Origin of the sequence: Alistipes sp. AF48-12 (genome assembly GCF_003477565.1) — a bacterium.
In the GTDB taxonomy this organism is placed as follows: domain Bacteria; phylum Bacteroidota; class Bacteroidia; order Bacteroidales; family Rikenellaceae; genus Alistipes_A; species Alistipes_A hominis.
This window is the reverse complement of the sequence record NZ_QUDJ01000009.1, coordinates 101583-114941: the sequence shown is the minus strand read 5'-3', so window position 1 is coordinate 114941 and position 13359 is coordinate 101583. Positions and strand designations below refer to the sequence as shown.

Genomic DNA, 13359 nt, shown 5'->3' with positions numbered 1-13359 from the left:
AACCAAACCAGCTAGGATAATGAAAAAAAGCAAACTTTTAACGATCCTGACCATAACGGCAATATGGGCCTCCGGCTGTTCGAAAGACGTCGGGTCCGGTCCGCAGGCGACAGGAAACGGCTCGGTCGGTTTCTACTGCACGATTTCACCGGCGGTAGACATCGCGGAAACCAGCAAAGCAGATACCCGGACGCTACCCGCCGAATATATCCCGGGTACGGAAAACTTGCGGCTGGAAATTTCGAGCGGCATCGGCACCGTCGCTTCGTACGACGTAATGTCCGACTACGACCAGCCGTTGCTACAGGCGGGCGACTATCAGGCCGATTTTTCTTACGGAAATCCGGATACCGAAGGAGAAAACGCCGGTTGCTTCAAGGGAACCAAACAATTTACCGTCGTGGCGCGCAAGACCACGACCGAGCAGGTTTCGCTGTCGCTGGTCAACTCGGTCTATTCGCTGAGCTGTTCCGAATGGTTCAGGCAATATTATACCGATTACGACCTGACCGTCCGCACCGAATCGGGCTTCCGGTCGGGCTTTTCCGGATCGACCGCAAAACCGCTTACCGGCACGCTCCCCGTTTTCGTGAAAGCGGCCACCAAACTCTTCCTGAGCGGTTCGGCGACGAAAACCAACGGCGTGAAAGTAGAATTCCCCGAAACGGAAATCGGCACGACCGCGGCCCGGACATGGCATACGATCCTGCTCGACGCAGGGGCGGTGGGACAGGCGAGCATCACCGTTTCGCTCGACGACTCCCCGATCGAAATCAAAGAGGTGGACGTGGAACTGAACCCCGACGCCTGACCGAAAACGAAACAATAAAAAACTGACACGATATGAAAACCTTTACCTTAGTAACGCTGACGGCAATGACGCTGATGCTGTCCGGCTGCAAGGACGAATCGGTCGATTTCGGCGGCAACGGCGACGGAGGCGACCCGCAGACGGAAACGGGCTATCTGGTCATGTCCGCGATGAGCGTTACGGTGGCGGACGATGCCGAAGTAATCCCCTACTCCAACGGCACGAAAGCGGCGATGACCCGTGCAGCGGGTTCCGTTTCGGAAGCCCCCGACAACTACAAGGTGAGCATCCGCAACGCCAAAACCGGCGAACAGACGAACCACGTCTATGCAAACCTCAAAAAAGCGGAAAACCAGCGTATGCCGCTGACACCGGGCTCCTACACAGTCTCCGCCGAATCGCCGGATTACGCCGACTACATGGCCGGCACGACCTATGCCGACTGGGAAAAACCGGTTTACGCCGGTTCGGTGACCAAAAGCGTGATCAAAAACAACGAAACGACGGTCGACGATCTGGTCTGCACGCTGGCGAACATCCGCACGACGGTAACTCTCACGCAGGATCTCCAGAAGTTGTTCATGTCCGACGCCGATGCAGAAGCCGCGGGTAAAGAGAAGCTGGCGGTCACGTTGTCGATCGGCGACAACGCGCTGGTTTTCGACCGCGAGGCGGCCAACGCCGGCAAAGCGGGCTATTTCAAGGCGGTCGAAACGGCGAATACGCTGAAAATCCTGTTATCCGGCCAATATAACAAAGCGCCCGGCGACGCGACGCCCGAATACGTGACGGTCAACTGGTCGAAAGAGATCACCAACTGCAAGGCCGGACAATGGCGCAAAATCACCATCAACGTACTGAACGCCAACGAAGGGAACGTGCAATTCCAGATCACCGTCGAAAACTGGGTGTACGACCAGAAGATCGACGTCGACGTGATGCGACTGTACGCCTTCGCCGAGGAGACGATCCCGGACGAAGATATCTCCGACGAAGGATCGCCGGTTGTGACGCTCGACGGCAAGGACATCGCGCAGGGGTACACCATTTCCGGGTCGATGTACGACGAGCTGCTCGGCAAATGGACGGAAAACCTGAAAGCCGTCGTTACGCCGGAAGACGGCGCGACCGTCAAATCGGTCAACCTCGTCTTCGAGTCGGACAACGCCGACTTCCTGGCCGCCGTCGATGCCGCAGGATACAAGAACCGCACCGTACCCCTGTGGCCCGAGAACGAAGCGAACGCGCCGTATGTCGTGATGAAAGAGGCCTCTACCTCCGTACTGACGGCCACCGTGAAAGACGCCGGCATGTCGGGCTTCTATCAATACGAAGGAACGCATACCGCAAAATTCGTGACCGTCGATTCGAAGGGCCGCACTTCCTACACGAAACTGAATATCCGCGTGACCGAAAGCGGTTCCACCGAATCGGGACCGGGCATCGTATGGACAAACAAAAGCGGTTCGAAGACCTACGACTTCGACACCCGTTACAACCACATCGGCATGGAGATCCTGATCGGAGTGACCTCGCAAACCGGATTTACCGGCTTCACGGTGGACATCATCAGCGAAAACGTACTTCCGGCCAGCGAACTGGAAAGCGTAGGCCTGGCTTCGCATCTCGACCTGATCAATCCGGGAGAATTCCAGTCCAAACTGGAAGGATTCGGATTCCCGACCGGAGCGGCCGTGTCCGGACAGAAAACGTTGTCGTTCGACATCTCCGGATTTATGGATCTGCTGTCGCTGCTGAACAAGGAAGGCAACTGCGACTTCCGTCTGACGGTCACCGATGCGTCGGGCACCAATACGAAGACTATCCGACTGTATGTAACGAAAAATTAACCGGACAACGATACGAAGATGAAAAAACATATCAATCCCGTCATCGCGTTGATTTCCTGCCTGGCGCTGGCACTGGCATCGTGCGGTAAAAGCGATGCCGACGGCAGCCTGCCGACAAACGGACAGGGAATGCTGCAACTGAGTTTCGATATTCCCGGATACGGGGGACAATCCAAAGCCGCCGAATACGACGCACTGGCCATCAGCACGCTGCGGCTGTACAAAGTCGAACCGGACGGCCAGGGTGGCGCGACCGAAAGTTTGATCCGCAAATACAAGCCCGCCACCGACGTGCCCGCCAACCTTTACCTGGCCGCCGGGAAATACAAGGTAACCGTCGAAGCGGGCGACAACAGCGAAGCCTCCTTCACGCACAAGAGTTACGCCGGAGCGTCCGAGTTCGACCTGGCGGCGCACGAGACGAAGATCGTCCCGGTGGTATGCAAGGTGACGAACATCGTGGTACGTGCCGTATTCGATGCGACCATCACGCAGAAATTCGACAAAAGCCGCCGGCTTTACGTCTGCGCATCCGACGAATTTTCGCGGACGGACGCTGAAAACAACCTGGTTCCGACGCTGGAATATACGGAGGACACGGTAGGCTATTTCCTGTTGCCCGAAGGGACGCAGAACCTGAGCTGGGGATTTTTCGGCGAAAGTTCCGACCCGGAGATCGACAAGAACGGCACGAAAACCGGAAAAATCCAACTGCCGCAGCAAGGTATGCAGTACACGCTGACGCTCAAATATTCGAAAACCCCGGACGGTTACCTGACCGTGAACGTCAAAGTGCGGGAGTATGAGAGCGCGCACGACGACAGCTTCACGTTCAGCCCGCAACCGACGCTGACCGGGGACGGATTCCCGATCGGAAACGTTACGGGATACTATCTCGACCCGGTGAAGTTCAAAATCGCTTCGATCAACCCGCTCTCGTCGCTGAAAATGACGGCCGGGGGGCAGCAGTACGACGTCGTGGCCGGGGGCGCAGCAGTAGACGGAATCGCAGCGGAGGGAATCGCCTTCAAAAAAATCGACGAATACAACAGTTCGCTGTCGCTCGACGGCACTTTCTTCGCGAAACTGACCAGCGGCGTCAATGAACTGAGTTTCCTGATGACCGATACGGACAACAGCGAAGGCAAAGCCACGGCGCGCGTCGCGGTAGCCGGTGCGACGGGAGCTTCGTCGACCGACTTGTGGTTCGGCACGGCGAACCTGAACGCCATCGTCACCAACCCCTCGGGCACGGATATCAAGATACGTTACCGGATCGCCGGCACCGACGCCTGGACGGAACTGAACGCATCGAAAGGCGCGGACGGGTACACTTATACGGCCCAAGCGACCGATTTCAAAGCCGGCCGCACTTACGAATGCCAGTTGCTCGAAAACGGAGCCGAGAACGGAGCCGTGCGGAGCGTCAACACCGAAGCCGGCATCCAACTGCCGAACGCAGGATTCGAGGAGTGGCAGAAGTCCGGCAAGGCGTGGTATCCCTATGCCAGCGGCGGAACCGAATTCTGGGGTACGGGCAACCCGGGCGCCACTTCGCTCGGCGACAAATTCAATCTCACTACCGGCGAAGCCGACCCCCGACCGGGATCTTCCGGAACGACTTGCGCCAAACTGCAAACGCAATTCCCGAACATGGCGGGCATCGGTAAACTGGCCGCCGGGAATATTTTCGTCGGCTCTTTCGGCGCAGTGTCGGGCATGGGCGGAACCGTCAACATGGGACGTCCTTTTACGTTCAACGCAAAGCCGACCGGACTCAGAGTATGGTACAAATGCAACGTCGGCAGCGGCGACAAGGGGCGGATCTTCGTCTGCCTGATCCGGATGACCAAAGCCGGAGCCACCTGCCACGTGGTGAACACGAACGATGCCGACGAAACGGCCTTCTCGCCCTCGGACGAATTCCTCTATACCCAAAAGTCGGACGCTTCGACGCTGGAAGGCCACATCCTCGGTTACGGCGACCTGATGATCGAATCGTCGGTAGCGCAGTGGACCGAAGTGACCATCCCGATCAACTACCGCGAACAGTACAATTCCGAAAAACCAAACGTTCTGATGGTAACGGCGTCGGCCAGTTACCGGGGCGACTATTTCGAGGGAAGCACCGACAGTAACCTGTTTCTGGACGATGTCGAATTTATCTATTAAATCATAGCATGAAAGGAGGAATCTTCACCCTGATCCTGCTATGTCTGTCCTGCCCGGGGCGGATGCTGGCGCAAGAGTCGCCGGCATCCGCTCCGGCGGCGTATGAGGCCGCGGATAGAGCTTCCGGGCAGCCGTTGAAAAAAGAACGCGGGCTCATCAGCTATCCAACACGTTCGTTCCCAAAGGCCAGTGGGTCGCCGGAATGACCGCTTCCTTTTCGACGCACTCGAACAAAGACTACACGTTCGTCGTGATCGAAGGAATCAACTCGGAAGGGCATACCGTGAAGATCGCCCCGGTATTGGCCTACGCCGTAGCGAACAATATGGCCCTCGGCGCCCGGTTCACCTACTCGCGCACCTACTTGCGGATCGACAGCGGCAGCATCCAGCTCGGCGACGACGACACCGGCATCGACCTGAAAGTAGATTCGTACTACTCGCTGAAGCATGTCTACGAAGGGGCGCTGATTTGGCGGCAGTATATCCCGCTGGGCAACAACAAGCGTTTCGCACTGTTCAACGAGATGCAGTTCGCCATCGGCGGCTCGCAGGCCAAGTTCGCATCCGGTTCTCCGGTAAAGGGAACTTACGAACGGGGTTGTTGCTGTCGCTGGGTATTTCGCCCGGGCTGGTCGCATTCGCCACCAACAACATGGCCTTCGAGGTCAACGTGGGCGTCATGGGGATCAGTTACAGCAGCATCAAGCAGGTGCACAACCAGGTAACCGTCGGTAAACGGTCGAGCAGCATGATGAATTTCAAGGTCAATATTTTCTCCATCGGCCTCGGGGTGGCGTTCTATCTTTAATTCGGCAGACACGATGAAAAAACGAATCCTTTTTCTCAGCATACTGGCCGGACTCGGCGCCGTTTGGTCGCCCGCGGCAGCGGCTTCCCCCGAAACGCCCGCAGCCGAAAACGATACGGTCGCCTTGTCCCCCGTCCCGCAGGCTGGGTTGCAGCCCGCAGAATCCGCAACGGCCCAAACCAAACCGTTTTTACCCACCCGTCGTCGCATCGACCGGGAGATCAACAAGATCAAGTTCGTCTACAAAGGCGAGATGGCGGCCGGTATCACCGTTTCGTACGGCACGTTGTCGAGCGACGATACCGACTACATGCTGATCCTCGACGGGATCAACCTCAGCGGCAGCATCTTTACGGTCAACCCGTCGTTCGGCTACTTCATCAAGGACAACCTGAGCGTCGGCGCCCGTTTCGGCTATACGCAGATGGAAGGCAATCTGGGAAGCGCCACGCTCGACCTGGGCGAAGTCAACGACGTGAACATGTCTTTCGCAAACGTCAGCCTCAAGAGCCACTCCGCTTCCTACGGGGCGTTCCTACGTTCGTACGCCGGGATCGATGCCAAAGGCCATTTCGGGTTCTTCGCCGAACTGGAGTTCGCGGTCAAGACCGGTTCGACGAGCCTGGCCTACGAATCCGACGGAAAGATGAAATACACCAACAGCGACAACCTGCAGTTCCGCTTTTCGTTCAATCCCGGCGTGGCCGTCTATATTTTTCCCAACGTGTGCGGCACGCTCTCGTTCGGACTCGGAGGAGTCCAGTTCAACAAAGTGACGCAGAAAGACCCCGAAGGAAACGTCGTCGGAACCCGCCACGCCTCGAAAATGCTTTTCCGCCTGAACTTGGCCAACATCCGGATCGGGCTGAACATACACCTGTAAACGATACCATGATGAACATTCGACGCTACTGTATCCTGTTACTGACGCTGACGCTGGGGGCCTGTATCCGCAACGACATCCCGTATCCGGTCGTATCCATCGACATCCTGTCGGTACAGGGCGAGGGCTTCACCTGCGAAAGTTCCGACATCGACACCAAAAACCGGATCGTCACCCTGCACCTGGACGAGACGACCGACATCAGCCGGGTTCCGATCAGCGAAATAACGATTACCGAGGGAGGACGTTCGTCGATTCCGCTGTCGGGCGAATTCGACCTGCGGGCCGACCTGTCCGTCGTTCTGTCGCTCTACCAGGACTACGACTGGACACTGCGGGCCGACCAACCGATCGAACGCTTTTTCACGGTCGAGTCGCAGATCGGCGCCGCCGAATTCGACCCCGACAAACGAATCGCCCGCGCGTACGTCCCTACCGGAACCGACATGCAGCACATCCGGATCACCCGACTCAAACTCGGCCCGAAAGACATCACGACCATGACCCCCGCGGCCGAAGAACTGACTTCGTTCGAAACGTTCCGGTCGGTAGAAATCAAATACCACGACTTCACCGAACAATGGATGTTGTACGTCGTTCCGACCGAAGTGACCGTGCAGTTCACGCAGACCGACGCCTGGTCGCGGATCATCTGGCTCTATGCCGAAGGACGCAGCGGCGCGGCGCTCGGATTCCGTTACCGCAAACAAGGCGACGCTCAGTGGATCGAAGTGCCCTCCGACAAGATCCAGGTGTCGGGCGGGGCGTTCCATACCCGCATCGCCGGGCTGGAACCCGAAACGGCCTACGAAGTGGTGGCTGTTTCGGACGACGACCTCTCGCCGGTAACGACGCTGACGACCGATCCCGAAGCCGTACTGACCGGCGGAGGGTTCGAAGAATGGTGCACGGAAAAAGACATCGTCTACCCGGGTCCGACCAGGGACGGGGCCTACTGGGGCACGGGCAATACGGGCGCCGCCATTGCCGGCACGACGCTGACCGACAAAGTCGCCGAAACGCGGCCGGGCAGCCCGGGGCAATACGCCGCCCGGCTCGAATCGAAACTCGTCGGCATCGCCGGAGTAGGCAAGCTGGCCGCAGGCAACCTGTTCGTAGGCAAGTATATAGGTACCCGGGGCACGAACGGCATCGTCGGCTTCGGCCGCCCGTTCACGCTGCGGCCCACCGCACTGCACGGATGGGTAAAATATACCTGCGGAAACATTACCGACGTCGGCACGACCCAGCCCCCGGGAATGACCATCGCCAAAGGCGATCCCGACAACGGAATCATTTATTTCGCGCTGGGCACGTGGACTCCCCAGGAATACGGCGTCTGCGAGAAAGAGGACGGCGATCCGCTGGTCGGTACCGACGAGATACCGATCTGCATCGACACGCGGGACAAAAACACCTTCTTCAACCCGAACAGCCCGGCGGTAGTCGCTTACGGAGAACTGGTATTCTCGCAATCCACCGAAGGCTGGCAGGAGTTCACGATCAAACTGGAATACAACGCGACGAACATCGTTCCGACCCACCTCGTACTGGTATGCTCGGCCTCAAGATACGGGGACTACTTCACCGGTAGCCGCGACAGTAAAATGTGGGTCGACGATTTCGAACTGATTTACGACGAATAACGGACGGCGGGCAGTTGCGTCCGGCGAAAAATGCCGGGAAAATAAGGCTTACGGAATATCCCGTAAGCCTTATTTTATAATCCGTCCGCCATTATCGCAATTTCTACATAAAACTATTTGGTAAAACCGAATTATATAAATAACTTTATAAAACGAAGGCATCATTAAAAAACCGCGCCGGCATGACAAAGCGACTTTTTTTCAAAAGTATTTTATTGATCGCCATATCGTGGACGACGACGACGCTTTGCGCGAAAGGGGAAAAATCTTCGGCCGCGGACAGTCTGCCGCGCCTGACGGCACGGATAGACTCCTTCTTCGAAAGGCAGCGGTCGGCGCACATGGAAAAACTGTGGCTGCACCTCGACAAGCCCTATTATGCCGCAGGCGACGAAATGTGGTTCAAAGCGTACCTCGTCGACGCCGTGAACCACTGTAGCGACACCTTGTCGAACTTTATCTACGTCGACCTGATCGGCCGGAAAGGAGAAATCGTATTTTCAAAAAAAGTCAAACGCGACCGGTACGGATTTACCAATAATTTCATAATTCCGGCAACATTTCCGACAGGAGACTATACTCTTAGAGCATACACCGGATGGATGCTGAATTTCGATCCGGCATTTTTCTTTCAAAAAAACATCCCGATCGGAAACCCGATTGCAGACCAGATCGACGCGGAAATCAGCTATACCGATCTGAGCGCAGCAAAAAAACAGGCCGTCGTACGATTCCGTGACGAAAACGACAGGCCGTATTCCGACATAAACATCCAGTTCAAAATCTTCGATAGGAACGGGAAGCGTCTCTCTTCGGGACAGCAAAGAAGTTCCGCCACAGGCTCCATTTTCGCCGAACTGCCCGTAATCTCGGCCTGCGAGGGCGGCCGTATAGATCTGGAGATTGACAACGACCGGATGTATTACAAACGCACGTTTTTCTTTCCAGGCAGTTTTTCCCCTTTCGGCATACAGTTTTTCCCCGAAGGCGGGGATCTCATCGCAGGACAACCGCAACGGATTGCTTTTAAGGGAGAAAGTTCGGACGGCTCTCCGATATCGTTCAGCGGAACCGTATTCGGCAGCAACGGCGACACCGTTGCAAGAATCGTAAGCGAGCACGACGGAATGGGCGTATTCACGATGTCGCCCCAAAGCGGACAAGACTACCGGGCCGAAGTGACCGCTTCGGACGGAAGAAAATTGCGGACGCAATTACCCACCGTAAAAGAGGATGGATATGCCATCGTCGTCTCCCAGTCCCCTCGGGAAATACGATACAAGATCGCCGCCGCTCCCGGATCGACATGCGATTCGATGATTCTCGTGACTCACGTACGCGGAATCTGCACGGCAATCGTATCCGTCGATTCCGGGAATCTCATCGGAGGATGGCCGACCGATTCTCTTCCAGAAGGAATCCTGCACCTAATTCTGCTCGACGCCCGGGGAAAGCCCCGCAGCGAACGACTCGTTTTCGTCTCTCATCCCCACCAGAGGGAAGTATGGTCGATCGCTCCTGATAAACCGAAATACGGACGCAGGGAACAGGTTCACGTCCGGATCGCGCTTACCGATGCCAACGCGATTCCGCTCGAAGCAGACTGTTCCGTCAGCGTCACCGACAGCAATTCCGTAAAACCGGACTCCCTTTCCGACAACATCCGGTCGAACCTGCTACTGAGTTCCGACCTCAAAGGACACGTCGAGAACCCGGGATATTACTTCTTAAACGACGCTCCGGATACCCGACGCCGGCTGGATATGGTCATGATGACCAACGGATGGAGAAGATTCGACCTGAACAAAATCAACGACACCGCCCGGTTCCGGCCGACGCAACCCGTAGAGCGGGACTTGTTCATCAGCGGGCACGTCAAATGGATCGTAGGGATGAAAGCCAAAAACGCCCCGGTCATAGCCGTATCGTCGGGAAAAAACGGAATCATTTCACAATCCGTAAAAACGGACAAAAAAGGCGATTTCCGTATCGGAGGACTCGAATTCCACGACACGGCAAAATTTTTCGTCTATTCGCAAACGGCAAAAGGAAAACCCATGCAGGGAATAGAAATCGACAGCTACTATTCTCGGCCCGGATTCGAAAGGATGCATCCGTTTACGGAACGCACTTCCGAACAAAAAAAGGAACAGGAAATCTACCTGGAAAATGCGAAAGAAAAATACTATATCGAGGCGGCAAGAAAATCTATTACCTCAAAGGAGCCGTCGTGCGGGGAATCGACAAAAGACGCCCCAGAATATCGGTACAGGGTACCCTGTACGACTCTGCGAGATTATCCATGTTCAAACCCATCCCGTTGCCGCATTTCATGGCCAGAACCTTTCAGATGAATACGCGAACAGGGATGAGAAGCCCGACCTTTTATTCGCAATACAACGGATTTACGACCCGGGATGCCTCTTATGTAAAAATCGACCATAATGGGCAGGCTCTGGTCGTAGAGGCGGTACTCAAACCAGAAGCGGAATTACAGCGAAGGGCGCGGGCCGTCGGAGCGGAAATCTGTAAAATGGCCGGTTATGCCGAAAGCGTACAATTCTATTGCCCGATTTACAGCCTGCCTCAAATGCGGGAGAGCGAAAAACCGGACGTCCGGACAACCGTTTATTGGAATCCCACCCTGAAAATCGGCTCCGACGGCACGGGCGATATCTATTTTTATACGGACGACAACGACTCGCCCCGGTACGACATCGCGATCGAAGGCGTCACCCGGGACGGAAAACCCTGTAAGTATTGGGGCCGCCTGCAATGACCTTACACCCGAAACGAAGCGGAAACCGAAAAAACGAATTCAGTTTCCGCTTCCTGATCCCGGATAGCGGCGGTGCCTCGAATACGGAACCGGATTTTTGTACCGCACCCGCGCAACGACCGTCAGCAACACAAAAACAACGACAACCGCCACCGTGACGGTCAGCGCAGAGCCGAAAGCGAATGCCCCCGCATAGCTGTGCATGCCACCGAGAAAATAATTCACCCCGAAGTAAGTCATCAGCACCGCCCCGAACGCCCACAGACAGTAAGCGTGAAAAAACAGCGGATCACGAAACCGGACAATGCTCCGTCCATGCAACGGCAAGGCATACAGCATCAGCGTAACGAGCGCCCACACCTCTTTCGGATCCCAACCCCAGTAACGGCCCCACGACGCATTCGCCCATACGGCTCCGATAAAAATACCGGCGACCAGCAGGAAAACGGCCGGATAAAGCAACAACCGTCCGGTCAGTTGCAACCTGCACAGCAGAACCGTTCGTTTCGCCGCAGCATCCGAACGGACGACGGACGCAAAGATCAGCGCGGCCGTCCCGTTCAACATAATCAATCCGAACAGCGCATAGGACGCCATGATCAGCGACACGTGCAGGCTGAGCCAAGGCGAACGGAGCACCGGCACGAGCGGCGTGATCTGCGGGTTGGTCATCCCGAGCCATGCCACCAGCAGCGCAAATCCCGACAACAACAACCCCGAAGCCGTCACGATCGGGAAACGCCGCCGGAGTCCGAGCGCAATCAGCAGCACGCACCAGGCGACGAACAGCATCGTCTCGTATCCGTTGCTCAGCGGCAGGTGTCCGGCCGTATAGCTCCGCAGCGCGAGCGTTGCGGTCAGCGCCACTGCCGACAGAATCAGCGGAACGAGAAATATCTTTTCGACCCATCGTCGCCGCCTTCCGGCAGCAAGGCTCCACACGAAACGAACGAACGCCAGCAGGCCGAAACAAAGGTTGATTCTGCAAAGCAGCGAAACCGGATCGAACCGGTTATACCACAACTCGGCGCGAAGCCGCGCGTCCGGCAGAAACCGTTCGCCGTCCCGTTCCCGCTGAAAAGCGTCCGTTTTGTCGATCAATTTCCGGATGTCGGCATCACGACCGCTTTGCACGGCCTCGTACAACAACGGGAAAATTCCTTTGATAAAAACCGAATCGCCCCGCGGCAAACCGCGGACGGAATCGGTCGGCGCAAACCAACGCACACCGTCTCCGACGACGACGGGGAACAACTTCAGCATCCGGCCGGACTGGAGCATCGCTATCAATTGCACCTTTTCGTCCGCTTCGACAAACGCTTTCAGCGCAGAATCGTTCCGATCAGCCGGAAGACGGAGCATTCCGGCCAGCCGGTAATCTCTTCCTGTGCCGAAAAAATCGACCAGAGCAGCCGTTTTTCCCGACCCGATCGACCTGCGCACAGTGTCTTGCCCGACCCGGATCATCCGCTCGAACTGCCACTGTTCCGGATAAAAAATCCAGCCGGCGAGCACCTGTTCGGCCGAGAACCCCCGATAAGACGGTTTTCCGTAGATTTTCAGCGTAAAATCGCGGGCGAACGTCTGTACCGGCGCGATCCGCCCGTCGTACAATATGCGCAGCCGTCCCAGCGCATCGGCAGTTTCACGGCTCAGTGTCGCCGGAGCGGCCGCCGCTCCGTATGCGCCGAATACAAAAAACAACAGGCAACCGGTCCGCCGAAGCAACGGATGACGGAGCAGCCGGCGGAACCCCGACCGTTTCGAGCACAACGTACCGATCATCGAAAACCCGAGCAGCAGATAACCGGCATAAGTAACCGGAATGCCGTACGGGTCCCGGTTGACCGACAGAATGCTCCCGCGCAGGTCTTCGTCGAAAGACGTTTGGTAAAAACGGTAACCCCGGTACGACAGCACGCGGTTCATCGACACGACGGCGGCGCGGGTATCCTGTCCGTCGACCACCGTCACCCGGCTGAGGTAGTCCGCCGGAGCCTGCGTTCCCGGATAGCACGCAATTTCGAACCGGTCGAGCCGGAGTCCGAACGGAAGCGACCGCGACTCGGCGGACGTTTCGCAGAAATAAGCGTTTACGGTTCTCCCCTCCCGCAGATGGACGTATCCTTTCCGCGCGGTCATAAAGGTCAGCAACGCCCCGAGTAAAATCAAACCGAATGAAAAGTGCAGCGCCGCGGCGGCCGGGCGGCCGGCAACTGCCCGGCCCGCGACGACCGTCAAGGCCGAAACGGCCAGTAAAGCCCACCACAGGACGAACCATCCGCTGTGATAGATCGTCCGGGCGGCGAATTCGGTTCCTTCCGCTTTTTCGACGAAAGTCGCGGCGGCCAGACAGAGCGTCATGCCGACGAAAAGCGCGAATGCGAACCGGGTAAGCGCTCTCATCG

At 56.9% G+C, this 13359-nt stretch carries 9 protein-coding genes; 8 read left to right on the top strand and 1 reads right to left on the bottom strand.

Annotated elements, in window-relative coordinates; all coding sequences use genetic code 11:
- The first annotated feature begins 19 nt into the window (after positions 1–19).
- The 8 genes from DW082_RS07380 (at position 20) to DW082_RS07340 (ending at position 10951) form a co-directional block, all read left to right on the top strand.
- Positions 20–811: a DUF4493 domain-containing protein gene (locus DW082_RS07380; RefSeq protein ID WP_055205529.1), complete on the top strand. Its 792-nt coding sequence runs from the start codon at positions 20–22 to the stop codon at positions 809–811.
- 32 nt (positions 812–843) lie between these two features.
- Positions 844–2661, top strand: a complete 1818-nt coding sequence (locus DW082_RS07375; protein WP_118458045.1) for a DUF4493 domain-containing protein — start codon at positions 844–846, stop codon at positions 2659–2661.
- 18 nt (positions 2662–2679) lie between these two features.
- The gene (locus tag DW082_RS07370; RefSeq protein ID WP_118458043.1) at positions 2680–4833 is read left to right on the top strand and encodes a PCMD domain-containing protein; all 2154 of its coding nucleotides are present in this window, start codon (positions 2680–2682) and stop codon (positions 4831–4833) included.
- Between the two features lie 202 nt (positions 4834–5035).
- Positions 5036–5560 (top strand): hypothetical protein, encoded by a 525-nt coding sequence (locus tag DW082_RS07360; protein ID WP_182424123.1) that lies wholly within the window; start codon positions 5036–5038, stop codon positions 5558–5560.
- Between the two features lie 96 nt (positions 5561–5656).
- Positions 5657–6526, top strand: a complete 870-nt coding sequence (locus DW082_RS07355; protein ID WP_118458039.1) for a hypothetical protein — start codon at positions 5657–5659, stop codon at positions 6524–6526.
- Between the two features lie 8 nt (positions 6527–6534).
- Complete coding sequence (locus DW082_RS07350; protein ID WP_118458037.1) at positions 6535–8172, top strand: PCMD domain-containing protein; 1638 nt, start codon at positions 6535–6537, stop codon at positions 8170–8172.
- 182 nt (positions 8173–8354) lie between these two features.
- The gene (locus tag DW082_RS07345) at positions 8355–10526 is read left to right on the top strand and encodes a hypothetical protein (RefSeq protein ID WP_147386987.1); all 2172 of its coding nucleotides are present in this window, start codon (positions 8355–8357) and stop codon (positions 10524–10526) included.
- On the top strand, positions 10523–10951 hold the full coding sequence (locus DW082_RS07340; RefSeq protein ID WP_118458033.1) for a hypothetical protein: 429 nt from the start codon (positions 10523–10525) through the stop codon (positions 10949–10951). Before DW082_RS07345 ends, DW082_RS07340 begins: the two co-directional genes overlap by 4 nt.
- A 39-nt stretch (positions 10952–10990) precedes the next feature.
- On the opposite strand, the gene ccsA is transcribed toward DW082_RS07340, so the two are convergent.
- Positions 10991–13357 carry a cytochrome c biogenesis protein CcsA gene (gene ccsA, locus DW082_RS07335; protein ID WP_118458031.1) on the bottom strand — a complete coding sequence of 789 codons (2367 nt, stop codon included), beginning with the start codon at positions 13355–13357 and terminating at the stop codon, positions 10991–10993.
- Positions 13358–13359 lie beyond the last annotated feature (2 nt).

Bases quoted from the DNA above. Each gene is read 5' to 3' on its own strand.
- DW082_RS07380 (WP_055205529.1), top strand. From the start codon at position 20: ATGAAAAAAAGCAAACTTTTAACGATCCTGACCATAACGGCAATATGG.
- DW082_RS07375 (WP_118458045.1), top strand. From the start codon at position 844: ATGAAAACCTTTACCTTAGTAACGCTGACGGCAATGACGCTGATGCTG.
- DW082_RS07370 (WP_118458043.1), top strand. From the start codon at position 2,680: ATGAAAAAACATATCAATCCCGTCATCGCGTTGATTTCCTGCCTGGCG.
- DW082_RS07360 (WP_182424123.1), top strand. From the start codon at position 5,036: ATGACCGCTTCCTTTTCGACGCACTCGAACAAAGACTACACGTTCGTC.
- DW082_RS07355 (WP_118458039.1), top strand. From the start codon at position 5,657: ATGAAAAAACGAATCCTTTTTCTCAGCATACTGGCCGGACTCGGCGCC.
- DW082_RS07350 (WP_118458037.1), top strand. From the start codon at position 6,535: ATGATGAACATTCGACGCTACTGTATCCTGTTACTGACGCTGACGCTG.
- DW082_RS07345 (WP_147386987.1), top strand. From the start codon at position 8,355: ATGACAAAGCGACTTTTTTTCAAAAGTATTTTATTGATCGCCATATCG.
- DW082_RS07340 (WP_118458033.1), top strand. From the start codon at position 10,523: ATGAATACGCGAACAGGGATGAGAAGCCCGACCTTTTATTCGCAATAC.
- ccsA (WP_118458031.1), bottom strand. From the start codon at position 13,357: ATGAGAGCGCTTACCCGGTTCGCATTCGCGCTTTTCGTCGGCATGACG.